We start from the raw sequence: 13,971 nt of genomic DNA on the forward strand, positions 1-13,971 counted from the left end.
CCTGGTCATGTAAACTCCTTCGAAGGTGAATTATCCACCTATCGAGGTGTCCGGGGACATTAGACCACTACAACCCACAACGGAGGAACGAATGGCACTGGACGCTTACTTGCAAATCGAGGGGATTAAAGGTGAATCTACCGATAGCGGCCACAAAGATTGGCTAGAAATCACAGATGTGACTTGGAGCGTTTACCAGCCACGGGCCGGGGTTGCCTCCACAGCAGGAGGCATGACAACCGGGCGAGCCGAACTGTCAAACCTCTCCTTCAATAAGCTGGCCGACATTTCGTCGCCAGTGTTGCAGCAGACCTGTGCAATGGGGAAGACGATCCCCAAGATGAAATTCGAGTTCATGCGTGCAGACGGCGACGGCAAGCCCATCAACTACTACACCGTGGAAATCGAGAACGTGATGATCTCCAGCATCACCCCAGAAAGCGGCGAAGGCGGCGTCGTCCGAGAGAGCGTCCAGCTTGCTTACTCCAAAATGAAGTGGAAATACACCAAGCAAGGCATTCGGGGCGGCACCGAGGGCAACTCGTCCGGCGGCTGGTGCTGCGCTACGAACAAGTGCGTCTAAGGAGGCAACATGCCGCACCCAGTTGTCTACCAAGGCGACTTGAAAGCCTTGCTACAGAAATGGAAAGACGCGGACACGAAGAGACTTGCTAACGGGCAGTGCGCTCGCCTCCCTCAAGAGTTAACCAGCGTCGGCCACACAAGCGGTTGGACGCGGGGGCCAAGAGTGCTTGACTCTCCCCACTTGCTCCCCGGCACAGTGATTGCAAACTTCAAGTTGGTTGATGGTAAATTCATATTCCCCAATCAAGAAGGCTGGCACGCTGGCCTGTTTCATCGTTTCGAGGGAAGACGGATCATGACCAACGGGCTACCTTGCGAGTTTTCAATGATCGACCAATGGGTAAAGAAGAAGCCCGGTGAGCGAGGAATGGCAATTCTTCCCGAGTCGTTCAAGACGAGATTCCCAGTCAATTACAAACCCTCAAACATGGCCGACGAATTTTATGTGGTGCTTGTCAAATGAACAAACTCCTACTCGTAAGCCTTCTCCTGTCCGCAACCGCACACGCGCATGTGATCGAGTGTCCCAAGCTCTTCCCCTCTAACGAGACCGCCTTGACCGAAGTCAGTTTAGGCAAAACAGGGGCGGCTCGCGTTCAAAGAGGGCATCTATCCCACGCTTATATGTACTTTGGCGAACTCTACGGCGAGCAGTTCTTTACGCCCCCAGCGAGTAAGAAAGTAAAGGGCGGTTGGGATGCCAAGTACACCTTTAGTCCAGAGTACAAGAACTGGTTGGTATGCACGTATGGCGGCGATGCGTGGGGAGGTGGAACGGTGGAACGGTGGGAGAGGCTTGACCCTAAAATCACTTCCTGCTTGCTTAAAGTGCGGGAAGTGAAAGAGCCGCAGATGCAAACCGTCTGGAAAGTGACGGCCGACTGTAATCAGCCCTCCGCTCAGTGACAACATCGCAAGGGAGTGCGGCGAGCCGTAGTCGCAAGCGCCCCTTTTTTTATTGGTTCGTCAACATCAACTGTTACGGATGAGTGCACACAGGCAAACCGTAACCCGCATAAACACTGGCTTTTACGTCCAGTCTGATCATCGGTAAGACCGTCGATAACGTCAACTCGACCTATTATTTCGAAAAGACCTTCCAATCGCTCGCCTCGTCGATCCACGCCGAGCGGGAAGAGCGCAAGCAGGCGCTTGTGCAACGGTACACCGATGATATCCGCACGTTCACCATCTACGATGCGCTTGCGGCAGTGCATGGCTACGACAATGCCTGCTCGATCAGGGTCGGGCTTGAAAAACTGCAGGGTATTACGCAGGACGCAGCGAGCAAGAACCAGACGATTCTTGAACAGACCGAGCGTGTCAAGCAACACGAAAAGGAGCTCACCTCGACCAAGGCAACGATCGGCACACTTACGACGCAGCTGGTCGCACTGGCCAAGAATATGGGAGATGGCGAATCCAGGCTATTGGCGACCTCGCTCGCGAAGCTGAAGTCAGCCAAGAACGACACGGCCAGAAGCCTCGCGATTGCGGAGATCGAAGGGATACTCAAGACGCATGATCAGAGCATCGGAAATATCGGCGAGGTTGCCGCGAAACTCAATACTGCGGCAACCGTCCCGCCGCCGCCGGTTGCCTCGGCCGCTGCACCTGATCCTGGCGCGCCTGCGAAGTAGAAGCGGATAAGAATGCCGTCCCGGCGAAATGCCTTTTGGGCGGCACCGGTTCAGTCTTCCGAAATATGGATGCGCGCCTTCACGTGCTTCAAACTGGCCACGATGGTGAAGGTCATGATCACCAGCAGCGACCACGAGCTCCATTTGCTGAGATGCACCAGCGACCAGGCGCCCAGCTGGTTCGGATAGCGCCACACGCCCCAGAAGGTGCCGATGTTCTCGGCCAGCCAGATGAAGAAGCCGATCAGCACGAAGCCCAGCAGCAGCGGCATCTGGCGCTCGCGGTCGAGCGGGCGGTAGATGACGACCGTGCGCGAATACAGGCCGAGCGCGCAGGCGGCCAGGTACCAGCGGTAGTCGCCGATGCAATGGTGGGTGAAGAAGTTCGCGTAGATCAGGATCGCGATCGTGGCCGCCATCCAGTAGGGCGGGTGGTGGCGCACGCGCAAATCGAGCATGCGCCAGGCCTGGATGATGTAGCTGCCGATGGCCGCGTACATGAAGCCGGAAAACAGCGGCACGCCGAGGACCTTGGTGTAGGCAAAATCCGGGTAGCTCCAGGACTGGATGCTGCCGGACACTTTGAACGCTTCGAGTGCGAAGCCGACCGCGTGGAACAGGCAGACCGCCTTGAGTTCGTCCCAGGTTTCCAGTTTCGACCAGACCATGCCGAACTGGATGGCGAGAGCCACCACCAGCAGCAGGTCGTAGCGCGGGATGCCGGCGATGCCGGCGCGCGGCATGAGCAGGACGGCGGCCATGAAGGTGAACACGAACAGGCAGGCGCGCGCCTGCTTGATGCCGAAGTACCAGAATTCGAGCGCGCCGCGGCGCAGGCCGGCCAGCTGGCGCGGGCGGTCGTCGAGCAGGAGGTTGTCGAGCGCGGTAAGCAGCATGGTGGCGGGCTTGGGTGTCGGGTTGCCAGTGTAGAGCCAAGCCGAGGCGGGAGGCAATCGAAAAGCGCCAGGGCCGATCACGGACGGCGCGCGGGGGTGGACTTTCGACCGCGCCATGTGGTCAGTCCGTAGAGGATGTGAAAAAATTGTCAGGGCAAGGCGCCGAGTCGAAGACAGTACGAGCGTACGGCGAGACGAGGCAACGCAGCCATGGCGATTTTTTCACATCCTCGTAGGGTGGACTCCTGAGTCCACGCGGTCGTGCCCTCGTACATCGCGACACATGCAAACATCGTTGCAGCATGCGTTCCGGGACGACGGTACGCGTTTCGACATGCTCGGGTAGTACCGCGTGGACTCGGGAGTCCACCCTACGGATCTTCACACTCCGGGGATGTAATCAATCGTACGGGTTGGTGGGTTCTCGAACCCACCACCGCGCCCGTGACTCAACCCGCCCGCTGTTGCGGCGGCGCCGCACGCGCTGCGCGTTCGACGAAATCGGCCACCACCTGCGGCTGGGTCACCGGCAGCATGTGCCCGCCATCGACCAGCTCAAGGCGCGCGCCCGGCACCTTGTCGACCAGGGCCTGGCCATTCTCTTGCCAGTCGAGGATCGCATCCTGGCGCCCGTACAGCACGCTGAGCGACAGCGCCAGTTCGGCGTAGCGGCCCTGCACCAGCGGCATGCGCAGCGGGATCGCCTGCAAATCGCTGGACGCGGCCAGGAACTGCGAAGGCCGCAGGCTGTGCAGCCCGCCGCCCTTGACCGCGAAGTCGGCCGGCGCCTGTTCCGGCGCGAACACGGCCGCCAGCACCTTCTTGCTGCCGACGATCGCGCCCGGCGTGGCCAGGGTCCAGGCGAACAGCTTGCGCACCCAGCGCGTCTCGATGGTCAGCGCCTTGAATACCTGCGGCGCGGTTTCCGGCGCATGGGTCAGCGGCGCCACCAGGGCCAGGGCGCCGACCGAGGCCGGGTGCTCCAGCGCCAGCGCCAGGGCGATCGCCCCGCCCAGCGAGTGGCCGACCACGGTCGGACGGCCGAGCGCCAGCTTGTCGACCAGCAGGGCCAGCGCCGCGGCCTGGGTCGAGACGTCGGCCGAGGTCATCTCGTCGCGCAGCGAGTGGCCGGAGCCGGGGCGGTCGACCACGACCACGCGGAACGATTGCGCGAGCTGCTCGGCGAGGCCATAGTCGAAATGGCTCATCTGGCCGCCCAGGCCATGCACCAGCAGCACGGCCGGCGCGCTGTCGGGTCCGCTCTCGCGCACGTGCAGCTGGCCGCCGGGCACGTCGACGAAACGCCCCTTGGCAGGCAGGTACTGGACGATGCGCGCCGCGGTGCGCCGCGTGAACCAGGCCAGGCCGAGCAGCGGCAGCGCCGCCAGGCCCAGGAAGAAGAGGAGGGTTTTCATCGGGAGGTCGCTTTCTTCAGGAAGCGCCAGTAATTCACCGGCGCCAGGCGTTCGAGGATGGAGACGGCCTTGGCATCGCTGCCGACCAGGATACGCGCGTCGCGCCGCTCGATGCCGCGCGCGATGATTTCGCCGGCTTCCTCGGGCGCCAGGCGCAGCAGGCGTTCGGCGACCTTGCGCCCGCGCTCGATGTCCTCAAGCGGCGCGCCGGCCGGGATGCGGGCGCTGCGCGCGATCGAGGTGGCCACGCCGCCCGGATGCACCACGCTCACGCCCACCGTGCTGCCTTCGAGCTCGTGGCGCAGGGCGTTGGAAAAGCCGCGCACCGCAAATTTGCTGGCCGAGTACGCCGACTGGCCCGGCGGCGACACGATGCCGTAGATGCTCGACACGTTCACCACGCGCGCGTCGTCGCTGCGCCGCAGGAGCGGCAGGAAGGCGCGCGTCATGCGCACCACGCCATTGAAATTGATGTCCATCAGCCACTCGAAGTCGGCCTCGGACACCTGCTCGAAGCTGCCGCCCAGGGCCACGCCGGCGTTGTTCATGAGGATGTCGAGGCGCCCGTGCGCGGCCTCCACCTCGGCCGGCAAGGACTGCACCGCCTCGCGGTCGGCCACGTCGAGCAGGTGGGTGGTGACGCGCACGCCCATGTGGGCGAGCAGGCGCGCCGATTCCTTCAGGCCTTCGGCGCTGATGTCGGCCTGCGCCAGGTGGCAGTGGCGGCGCGCCAGGGCGAGGGCGGTGGCGCGGCCGATGCCGCCGCCGGCGCCGGTAATCAGGGCTACACGGTTCGAGACCTTCAAGGCATGGTTCCTTCTCTTCCAAAGCGGATGACGCCGTCGGCGATGCGGCCGAAGCGGATCGTCATCATGTCCTGCGCATAGTTTTGATAGACCTGCCACGGCCGGCGCGAACCCTGCTGCGGCAGCAGGGCGGCGGCGCGCTGCACGTAGCCCGAGGTAAAGCTGAGGAAGGGCGCAGGCGTCACGCCCGGCTCGCGCCGCACTACGGCCACCTGCTGGCCGCGCCGGTCCATGTGTCTCAGCAGCCGGCAGACCCACTCGGCGGTGAGGTCGGCCTTCAGCGTCCACGAGGCATTCGTATAGCCGAAGCTCATCACGCAGTTCGGCAAGCTTGATAACATCATGCCCTTGTACGACATCGCCTCGTTCGGTGCGAAGGGCTGGCCGTCGACCGTGATCGCTGAGCCGCCGAGTATCGACAGGCTCAGGCCGGTGGCCATCACGACCACGTCGGCCTCGAGTTCCTGGCCGGACTGGAGCAGCAGGCCGCGTTCCGTGAAGCGGTCGATGTGGCCGGTGACCACCGAGGCCTGGCCCTTGCGGATGGCGCGGAACATGTCGCCGTCGGGCACCACGCAGACGCGCTGGTCCCACACCTTGTAGCTGGGCGTGAAATGGGTGGCGACGTCGAAGCCCGGCCCCAGCTGGTGGCGCGCCATCTCGACGATGCGCTGTTTCGCCAGCTCCGGTTTGGCGCGCGCCAGGCGGTACAGCAGCATCGACTCCAGGATCACGCGCCAGCGCGTGCCCCAGTAGGCGGCCTTCGCCGGCAGCAGCGCTTGCAGGCGCCGTGCGAAGCGGTATTCGGACGGGCGCGCCACCACGTAGGTGGGGGAGCGCTGCAGCATGGTCACGTGGGCAGCCTGCTGCGCCATGGCCGGCACCAGGGTCACCGCGGTGGCGCCGCTGCCGATCACCACCACGCGTTGGCCAGCGTAGTCGAGGTCGCGCGGCCAGAACTGCGGCTGCACGATACGGCCGCGGTAGCCGTCCTCGCCTTCGAATTGCGGCCGGTAGGCGTGGTCGTAGCTGTAGTAGCCGCTGCACATGTAAAGGAAGCGCGCGCGCACGGTACGGGCGGCGCCGTCCGGGCCACCGGCATGGACGGTCCAGCAGGCGGCCTCGCTCGACCATTCGGCGCGCACCACCTTGTGGCCGTAGCGGATGTGGGCCTCGATGCCGTGCTCGCGCGCGGTGTCGCGGACATAGCGCAGGATCGAGGGACCGTCGGCAATCGCCTTGGCGTCGAGCCAGGGCTTGAAGGAGTAGCCCAGCGTGTACATGTCGGAGTCGGAGCGGATGCCGGGATAGCGGAACAGGTCCCAGGTGCCGCCGATGGCGTCGCGCGCTTCCAGGATCGCGTAGCGCTTGCCGGGACAGCGCGCCTGCAGGATCGCTGCGGCGCCGATGCCCGAGAGGCCGGCGCCGACGATCAGCACGTCGAGCAGGCCGTCCTCGTCAGGATGGTTCAGCATGGTGTCTCGATATTGATCTAGTATTAAGAACGTAATTGACACTCTACATTGTCAACTTTGCGTTGGCAAGCTGAAACTTTCCGTGGCGTACCCGGGGTGTGTCAAAATAGCCGGATGACGCCAGAACTCCCCCCAGCGCGCGCCTACCGCGGCGTGTCTCCCGAAGAACGCCGCGCCCAGCGGCGCAGCAAGCTGATCGCCGCCGCCATCGCCGTCTACGGCAAGCGCGGCTACCGCCAGGCCACCGTCAAGGCCGTGTGCGAGGAAGCCGGGCTCACCGAACGCTATTTCTACGAATCCTTCGCCAACAGCGAAGACCTCCTGATCACGTCCTACCGCACCGTCACCTATAAAGTATTCGGCGACATCGCCGCCGCCGGGCAGTCGGCCGGGCGCGCGCGCGGGGAGCGGGCGCGGGCCATGTTGCGCGCCTACTTTGGCGCGCTGCAGCGCGACCCGCAATCGGCGCGCGTGTTCCTGGTCGAGATCCGCGGCGTGAGCCGGGCCGTCGACCAGGCCTTCGACGCCTCGTTGCAGGCAATCGGCGACGAGATCGCGCGCCACTCCGCCCCTGGGGCAGCCGATGATGAACTGTTGCGCGCCGGCGTCATCGGCGGCGTGATGCACATCGCCCTGCGCTGGATCGACCAGGGCTACCAGCCGCCGCTCGACAGCGTGGTCGAGACCGCGCTGCGCCTGGGCATGGTGCTGGCCGCGCCGGCGCCGCGCCGCAAGGCCGGCTGAAACGAACCCACGGGCACCCGCTTGCCCAGATTTTTGGTTACGCATTTTTAGTTCTCAACAAGCAACGCGACCCTCCCTATACTGCCCGAGACCGCCCCTGCGGCCGTGTCCGCGGCGGCGGTGAGACCTCCGTGGCAGCCACAGGTGGACTTCATGCAGGACGCATGAACGCGCACGCCTGCAAACTAATCGCTCGGCAATTTGCCCTGTGATAGGCTCGGCCACGTCGGCGTCACCGGATCGAACCAGAAGGCTGCCTTGCAACGCACATTCACCAGTTTCATTCCCCGTGGCCTCGGCGCCCAGCTGGCGCTGGCCTTCTCGCTGCTGTCGGTCGTGCTGACGATCGCCCTGATCCTCGTGGTCGAGCGGCGCGCCATCGACCAGATCAAGGACCGCATCGGCCACAATCTGGCCGACCTGGCGGCGCAAACTTCCGACAAGCTCGAACGCGGCATGTTCGAGCGCTACCGCGAGATCGCGCTGGTCACCTCGCGTCCGGTCCTGACAACCGATGAATACTCGCTCGACCAGCGCCGCCAGGCGCTCGAGCGGGTCCAGCGCAGCTACGACTACTATGAGTGGATCGGGCTGACCGACACCGAGGGCAAGGTGCTGGTCTCGGGCAACCGCCTGCTCGAAGGGGCCGACGTCTCGAAGCGTCCCTGGTTCATCGAGGGCATGCGCGGCGGCTACGTCGGCGACGTGCACGAGGCGCTGCTGCTCGACAAGCTGCTGCCGCCCCAGGCGGACAAGGCGCCGCGCCGCTTCGTCGACGTCGCCTTCCCCTATGCCGACGAAAACGGCAAGGTGCGCGGCGTGCTCGGCGCCCACCTGTCGTGGAACTGGGCGCGCGACGTCGAGCGCTCGGTGGTCGGTTCGGCCGACCGCGAAAGCGATACGCAAACGCTGATCCTGAGCAGCACCGGGCGCGTGCTGCTCGGCCCGCGCGAACTGATGGACACCACGCTGGCCCTGGACAGCTTCCGCAACGCCAGCCCGACCCAGCGCGGCGCCTTCATGGTCGAGCGCTGGCCCGACGGCAAGGACTACGTGGTCGGCTTCCAGAAGGGCAGCGGCTACGCCAGCTATCCCGGCCTGGGCTGGGTGGTGCTGGTGCGCCAGCAGGTGGACACTGCCTGGCAGCCGCTGTACGACATGCGCCGCCATGCGCTGGTCAGCGGCCTGTTGCTGGCCCTGCTGTTCTCGCTGGTCGGCGTGGCGCTGGCGCGCCGCATCACCCGCCCGCTGAAGCAGCTAGCCGCCTCCGCCGGTGAGCTGCGCGGCGGCGGCGCCGTGCAGATCGCCAGTGGCGGCCCCTACGAGGAAGTCAAGGCGCTGAGCAGCTCGCTGAACCTGCTCGTGCAGGACCTGGGCGAGCGCCGGCGCCAGCTGCAGCAGCTGAACGGCACCCTCGAGCAGATGGTCGAGTCGCGCACAGTGGAACTGCGGCGCGCGCTGGAAACCGTGCAGGGCAGCGAATCGCGCATCCGGGCGATTGTCGACACCGCCCAGGACGCCTTTATCGGCGTCGACCTGAAGGGCTGCATCAGCGAATGGAACCCGCAGGCCGAGCAGATGCTGGGCTGGCGCCGGGCCGAGGCGCTCGGGCGGCGCCTGGACGACCTGAACCTGGCCGACCCGCTGCGCACCAGCGACAGCGACGCCTTGCCGCAGCTGCTGGCCTCGAACCGCCAGGGCGCGCTCGACCGCCGCGTGGAACGGGTCGTCACCGACCGCCACGGCGCCGAGATCCCGGTCGAGATGAGCACCAGCCTGACCGGCGAGGGCGATTCCACCATGCTCAGCATCTTCCTGCGCGACATTACCGAGCGCAAGCGCATCGACCGCGCCAAGAACGAGTTCGTGGGCACCGTGTCGCACGAGCTGCGCACGCCGCTGACGTCGATCCGGGCCTCGCTGTCGCTGCTGGCCGACGGCGCCATGGGCGAACTCACGCCCGACGTGCAGGAGCTGATCGACATCTGCTACAACAACTGCATCCGCCTGAACCGCCTGGTCGACGACATGCTCGACATCCAGAAGATCGAGGCCGGCATGATGAGCTTCGTGCCGGTGTCCCAGCCGGTGCTGCCGCTGGCGCGCGAGGCGATCCGCACCATGCAGGGCATGGCCACCGCGAACGACGTCTCGCTGGTGCTCGACACCGGCGCCGATGCCAGCGAAGCCGTGGCCGCCATCGACTACGACCGCATGACCCAGGTGATGACGAACCTGCTGTCGAACGCGATCAAGGTGGCGCCGGGCGGCAGCGCCGTGATCCTGCACGTGATCGCCCAGGCGCACGGCGCGCGCCTGTCGGTGGCCGACCGCGGGCCCGGCATCCGTCCCGAGCTGCGCGAGCGCGTGTTCCAGCCTTTCGTGCAGATCGGGCAGAAGGACGGCGGCAAGCCGCGCACCGGCGGCACCGGGCTCGGCCTGGCGATCTGCAAGCGCATCGTCGAGGAACATGGCGGCACGATCTCGATTGCCGATGCGCCGGGCGGCGGTACCGTGTTCCACGTGACGCTGCCGCGCGAAGTGGCGCCGAGCATCGTCAAGGCCGCCGCCACGGCCTGAAAAGGGGGAGAACAGGGGTTGATGCTTTTGCGCAACTTGTATCGAAATTTCTGAAAGTTTCGATTTTACCGATTTCGGTAATTACCGTATAGTTGATGTACGGCAATTCATTCATTTCGATTTTTACAGGGAAAACCATGTTCTCAGCCAAGCTCCGCGCCGCCGCCTTCGGCGCCATCGTCATCGCAGCCTTCCCGGCACTCGCCACTGCCGCCGTCTACGGCAAGGCCGGCCAGCCTGCGAGCTTCGACGTGACCTTGCGCATCAACGCCGACTGCGCCATCTCGGCCAACGGCCTGGACTTCGGCCAGCGCCAGGGCGTGCTGTCGAGCACCGTGTCGGCCACCGCGAACATCAGCGTTACCTGTAGCAACACCACCCCATACAACATCGGCCTCGACGCCGGCAACGGCCCGGGTTCGAGCGGCACCACGCGCTACATGCGCGGCACCGGCGCCAACACCGAGACCGTGCGCTTCAACCTGTTCCAGGCGCCGGGCGGCACCCCGTGGGGCGCGACCCAGGGCACCGACACCCTGGCCGGCACCGGCAACGGCGCCGCCCAGAACCTGACCGTCTACGGCGAAATCCCGGCCCAGAACACGCCGACGCCGGACAGCTACAAATCCACCATCACCGCGACCGTGTATTTCTGAGCGATTATTTCCGACCGATGAACCTGTCTTCGTCCCTGCGTTCCTGGCGCACCGCCTTCGCCCTCTGCGCCGGCCTGTTCCTGGCCTGCGCCGCGCAGGCGGCCAGCCTGCAGATCTCGCCGGTGTCGATCAGCCTGCGCGCCGGCCAGGCTGCCGGCGGCATCAGCCTGCAGAACCTGGGCGAAAAGCCGGTGTACGGCCAGGTGCGCGTGTTCGCCTGGGACCAGCGTAACGGCGAAGACGTCCTGACCCCGACCGACGAACTGGTGGCGAGCCCGCCGATCATCGAGGTCGGCGCCAAGTCCAGCCAGACCATCCGCCTGGTGCGCAAGGGCGGCGCCGTCCCAGGCCCGAGCGCACCTACCGCCTGCTGATCGACGAAATTCCGCGTGAAGACGAGCTGGCCAGCGGCGTGGCGATCCGCCTGCAGTACTCGGTGCCGGTGTTCGTGGCGCCGACCGACGAAGCGGCCGCCCCCAGCCTGGCCTGGACCGTGCTGCGCAAGGACGGCGGCTGGATCCTGCGCGCCAAAAATAGCGGCGCCTTGCATGCCCAGGTCGGCGCGGCCAGCCTGGTCGATGCCGCCGGCAAGGAAATCGAGCTGAGCAAGGGCTTGCTGGGCTATGCGCTGGCCGGCCGCGAGCGCGAATGGCGCCTGCCGCTGGAACCAGGCGCCCGCGTGGCCGGTCCGATGACCGTGCGCGCCAACGTGAATGCGCGCGCCGCGAGCGCAGCCGCCAGCGTGGCGGCGGAGAGCGCCGGCGCCAAGTGAACGGCCGATGAAGGCAGGCGGTACCCGCGCGCGCGCACGCTTTTGCGCTCTTCTTGCGCTGGCCCTGGGCCTGGCTTTGGCATGTCCACTGCCGGCGCGGGCCGGGCAGGGTGCGCCCGCGTCTGTTCCCGCCACTGCCGCTGCTGCCGCCATCACGGCGCCTCCCGGCGCCACACCCGCCCCCCCCGCCATACCCGCCGCGCCGATCGAACTCTGGCTTGAAGTCTCCGTGAACGGCGCCGCTACCGGCGCCGTCGCCCGTTTCACGCGCGGCGCGCAAGGCTTGCGCGTCGACGCCGACACCCTGCGCGAACTCGGGCTGGACCCGGCCACCCTCGGCTTCGGAGAGGCGCGCGAACGCGACCTCGACGCCATTCCCGGCCTTCGCTACAGCTTCGACGCCGCCGCCCAGAGCATATCGCTGCGCCTGGCCGACGATTTGCGCACCCCCCTGCGCCTGCAGGCACGCAACCCGCGCGAAGTCGGCGCCGGCAGCGCCAGCCCGGGAATGCTGCTCAACTACGACATCTACGCCCAGCCCCGCGCCGGGTCCAGTGCCGAGTCCCGGGCTTCGGCCCTGCACGAACTGCGCTGGTTCGACGCGCGCGGCGCCATCAGCAGCACCGGCGTGGCCACCCTGCACGGGCCCGGGCGCCGCTACCTGCGCCACGACACTTCCTGGAGCTGGGCCGACCCGGTGGCCCTGACCTCGCTCCAGGTGGGCGATTTGATCACACGTTCGCTCACCTGGTCGCGCTCGCTGCGCATTGGCGGCATCGAGTGGCGCAAGAACTTCGACCTGCGGCCCGACCTGGTCACCTACCCGATGACGCAGATCGCCGGCTCGGCCGTGGTGCCGAGCAGCGTCGCCCTGTACGTGAACGGCATGCAGCAGTTCAGTTCCACCGTGCCCGACGGCCCCTTCGTGCTGGACCAGGTGGCCGGCCTGAACGGCGCCGGCCAGGCCACCGTGGTCACGCGCGACAGCCTGGGGCGCGAAGTCGCCACCTCGGTGCCGCTGTACGTCGACACGCGCCTGCTGGCGCCCGGCCTGTCCGACTACGCCGCCGCCTTCGGCCTGCCGCGCCGCGACTACGGCCTGCGCTCGTTCAGCTACGCGGCGCGCCCGGCGCTGACCGGCTCGCTGCGCCATGGCCTGACCGATGCCCTGACCGTCGAGGCCCATGCGGAAGCGGCGGCCGGGGTGGCGAACGCCGGCGCCGGCGCATTGATCCGCCTGGGCCACGCCGGCGTGCTGCACGGCGCCCTGGCCGCCAGCGGCGGCGGCGACGGCAGCGGTGCGCAGGCCACGCTTGGCTACCAGTACCTGTCGCCGCGCTTCTCGGTCGACGTGCAAAGCACGCGCGCCAGTAGCGATTACGCCGACCTCGGCACGCGCGAAGGGGTGCCGGTGAACCGCGTCAACGACCGCATTACCGCCAACTTCTCGCCCTCGGCCGGACAGTCGCTCAGCGCCAGCCTCGTCGCCTACCGCCTGGCCGGGCACGACACGGCGCGCATCGCCTCGCTGGCCTGGTCGATGCGCCTGGGCGAGGGCGTCTACCTCGGCGTGAACGCCTACCAGGACCTGGGCCAGACCTCGGCGCGCGGCGTGACCGCCTCGCTCAGCTTCAGCCTGCCGGGCCGGATCGGCGCCAGCGTCGGCGCCGGCCGCCGCGCGGGCCAGCCGAGCTGGAACCTGGGCCTGAACCGCTCGGCCGATTTCGCCGGCGGCTTCGGCTGGAACGTGCAGAGCGCCACCCAGGCCGGCCAGCGCTATGGCCAGGGCCAGCTCCAGTACCTCGGCAGCGCCGGCCAGCTCGGCCTGCTGGTGCAGGACGGCGGCGCCGGCGTCACCGCCGCATTCAACGCCACCGGCGCCCTGGTGGCGATGGACGGCGCGGTGCTGCCGGCGCGCCAGGTGGGACGCGCCTTTGCCATGGTCTCGGCCGGCGTGGCCGATGTGCCGGTGCTGCAGGAAAACCGCGTCATCGGCCGCACCGACCGCCACGGCCGCCTGCTGGTGCCGGACCTGGTGCCGTACGCGGCGAACCAGCTGGCGATCGACGCCAGCGGCCTGCCGCTCGACATGCGCGTGCGCGCCACCAACGTGGAAATCGCGCCGCGCCTGCTGTCGGGCGTGGTGGCCGGCTTTGCGCTCGAACGCGTGCGCGCGGCCAGCGTGACCGTGCACGGGGCGGATGGAAAACCCATCGCCATCGGCACGCCGGTCGAGGTAAATGGCGGCGAAAGCACCATCGTCGGCCACGGCGGCATGGTCTTTGTCGAGCAGGCAGGGGACGACAACCGTCTCGTGCTGCGCGCACGCGAAGGCGACTGCTAGGTAAGGTTCCGTTATCCGGCAGCCAATGACGGCGCCGCCGGCGAAGGTATGGCAAGCA

The 13,971-nt window shown here is 66.8% G+C and carries 14 protein-coding genes; 10 read left to right on the forward strand and 4 right to left on the reverse strand.

Going from position 1 to position 13,971, the window contains the following annotated elements; all coding sequences use genetic code 11:
• Positions 1–91 precede the first annotated feature (91 nt).
• The 4 genes from QWL29_RS17550 (at position 92) to QWL29_RS17565 (ending at position 2,225) form a co-directional block, all read left to right on the forward strand.
• On the forward strand, positions 92–583 hold the full coding sequence (locus tag QWL29_RS17550; protein ID WP_305824168.1) for an Hcp family type VI secretion system effector: 492 nt from the start codon (positions 92–94) through the stop codon (positions 581–583).
• Positions 584–592: 9 nt separating this feature from the next.
• Positions 593–1,048 (forward strand): BPSL0067 family protein, encoded by a 456-nt coding sequence (locus tag QWL29_RS17555; RefSeq protein ID WP_305824169.1) that lies wholly within the window; start codon positions 593–595, stop codon positions 1,046–1,048.
• Positions 1,045–1,491: an STY0301 family protein gene (locus QWL29_RS17560; protein WP_305824170.1), complete on the forward strand. Its 447-nt coding sequence runs from the start codon at positions 1,045–1,047 to the stop codon at positions 1,489–1,491. Before QWL29_RS17555 ends, QWL29_RS17560 begins: the two co-directional genes overlap by 4 nt.
• 248 nt (positions 1,492–1,739) lie before the next feature.
• The gene (locus QWL29_RS17565) at positions 1,740–2,225 is read left to right on the forward strand and encodes a hypothetical protein (protein ID WP_305824171.1); all 486 of its coding nucleotides are present in this window, start codon (positions 1,740–1,742) and stop codon (positions 2,223–2,225) included.
• Between the two features lie 50 nt (positions 2,226–2,275).
• Here the strand turns inward: QWL29_RS17565 and QWL29_RS17570 are convergent, their stop codons facing one another.
• The 4 genes from QWL29_RS17570 to QWL29_RS17585 all read right to left on the reverse strand — a co-directional run bounded on the left by QWL29_RS17570 (position 2,276) and on the right by QWL29_RS17585 (position 6,817).
• Positions 2,276–3,121 (reverse strand): DUF817 domain-containing protein, encoded by an 846-nt coding sequence (locus QWL29_RS17570; protein WP_305824172.1) that lies wholly within the window; start codon positions 3,119–3,121, stop codon positions 2,276–2,278.
• 449 nt (positions 3,122–3,570) lie between these two features.
• Positions 3,571–4,536, reverse strand: coding sequence for an alpha/beta fold hydrolase (locus QWL29_RS17575; protein WP_305824173.1), 966 nt, complete (start codon positions 4,534–4,536; stop codon positions 3,571–3,573).
• Entirely contained in the window at positions 4,533–5,342 is an 810-nt protein-coding gene (locus QWL29_RS17580; RefSeq protein ID WP_305824174.1) for an SDR family NAD(P)-dependent oxidoreductase, read from the reverse strand. The genes QWL29_RS17575 and QWL29_RS17580 overlap by 4 nt, the downstream gene beginning before the upstream one ends.
• Positions 5,339–6,817, reverse strand: coding sequence for a flavin-containing monooxygenase (locus QWL29_RS17585; RefSeq protein ID WP_305824175.1), 1,479 nt, complete (start codon positions 6,815–6,817; stop codon positions 5,339–5,341). Before QWL29_RS17585 ends, QWL29_RS17580 begins: the two co-directional genes overlap by 4 nt.
• A gap of 114 nt (positions 6,818–6,931) precedes the next feature.
• Here QWL29_RS17585 and QWL29_RS17590 point away from each other — a divergent pair, with 114 nt between their 5' ends.
• From QWL29_RS17590 to QWL29_RS17615, 6 genes are all read left to right on the forward strand, one after another.
• Positions 6,932–7,561: a TetR/AcrR family transcriptional regulator gene (locus QWL29_RS17590; RefSeq protein WP_305824176.1), complete on the forward strand. Its 630-nt coding sequence runs from the start codon at positions 6,932–6,934 to the stop codon at positions 7,559–7,561.
• A 258-nt stretch (positions 7,562–7,819) separates the two neighbouring features.
• Positions 7,820–10,141: a sensor histidine kinase gene (locus tag QWL29_RS17595; protein ID WP_305824177.1), complete on the forward strand. Its 2,322-nt coding sequence runs from the start codon at positions 7,820–7,822 to the stop codon at positions 10,139–10,141.
• A 137-nt stretch (positions 10,142–10,278) separates the two neighbouring features.
• On the forward strand, positions 10,279–10,797 hold the full coding sequence (locus tag QWL29_RS17600) for a Csu type fimbrial protein (RefSeq protein ID WP_305824178.1): 519 nt from the start codon (positions 10,279–10,281) through the stop codon (positions 10,795–10,797).
• A 17-nt stretch (positions 10,798–10,814) separates the two neighbouring features.
• Positions 10,815–11,171 (forward strand): fimbrial biogenesis chaperone, encoded by a 357-nt coding sequence (locus QWL29_RS17605; protein ID WP_305824179.1) that lies wholly within the window; start codon positions 10,815–10,817, stop codon positions 11,169–11,171.
• 38 nt (positions 11,172–11,209) lie between these two features.
• On the forward strand, positions 11,210–11,569 hold the full coding sequence (locus QWL29_RS17610; RefSeq protein WP_305824180.1) for a fimbrial biogenesis chaperone: 360 nt from the start codon (positions 11,210–11,212) through the stop codon (positions 11,567–11,569).
• A 7-nt stretch (positions 11,570–11,576) separates the two neighbouring features.
• Positions 11,577–13,913, forward strand: a complete 2,337-nt coding sequence (locus QWL29_RS17615; protein ID WP_305824181.1) for a fimbria/pilus outer membrane usher protein — start codon at positions 11,577–11,579, stop codon at positions 13,911–13,913.
• Positions 13,914–13,971 lie beyond the last annotated feature (58 nt).

This window comes from Massilia brevitalea, assembly GCF_030711405.1.
Classification (GTDB): Bacteria; Pseudomonadota; Gammaproteobacteria; order Burkholderiales; family Burkholderiaceae_D; genus Telluria; species Telluria brevitalea.

Bases quoted from the DNA above. Each gene is read 5' to 3' on its own strand.
- QWL29_RS17550 (WP_305824168.1), top strand. From the start codon at position 92: ATGGCACTGGACGCTTACTTGCAAATCGAGGGGATTAAAGGTGAATCT.
- QWL29_RS17555 (WP_305824169.1), top strand. From the start codon at position 593: ATGCCGCACCCAGTTGTCTACCAAGGCGACTTGAAAGCCTTGCTACAG.
- QWL29_RS17560 (WP_305824170.1), top strand. From the start codon at position 1,045: ATGAACAAACTCCTACTCGTAAGCCTTCTCCTGTCCGCAACCGCACAC.
- QWL29_RS17570 (WP_305824172.1), bottom strand. From the start codon at position 3,121: ATGCTGCTTACCGCGCTCGACAACCTCCTGCTCGACGACCGCCCGCGC.
- QWL29_RS17575 (WP_305824173.1), bottom strand. From the start codon at position 4,536: ATGAAAACCCTCCTCTTCTTCCTGGGCCTGGCGGCGCTGCCGCTGCTC.
- QWL29_RS17585 (WP_305824175.1), bottom strand. From the start codon at position 6,817: ATGCTGAACCATCCTGACGAGGACGGCCTGCTCGACGTGCTGATCGTC.
- QWL29_RS17590 (WP_305824176.1), top strand. From the start codon at position 6,932: ATGACGCCAGAACTCCCCCCAGCGCGCGCCTACCGCGGCGTGTCTCCC.
- QWL29_RS17600 (WP_305824178.1), top strand. From the start codon at position 10,279: ATGTTCTCAGCCAAGCTCCGCGCCGCCGCCTTCGGCGCCATCGTCATC.
- QWL29_RS17605 (WP_305824179.1), top strand. From the start codon at position 10,815: ATGAACCTGTCTTCGTCCCTGCGTTCCTGGCGCACCGCCTTCGCCCTC.
- QWL29_RS17615 (WP_305824181.1), top strand. From the start codon at position 11,577: ATGAAGGCAGGCGGTACCCGCGCGCGCGCACGCTTTTGCGCTCTTCTT.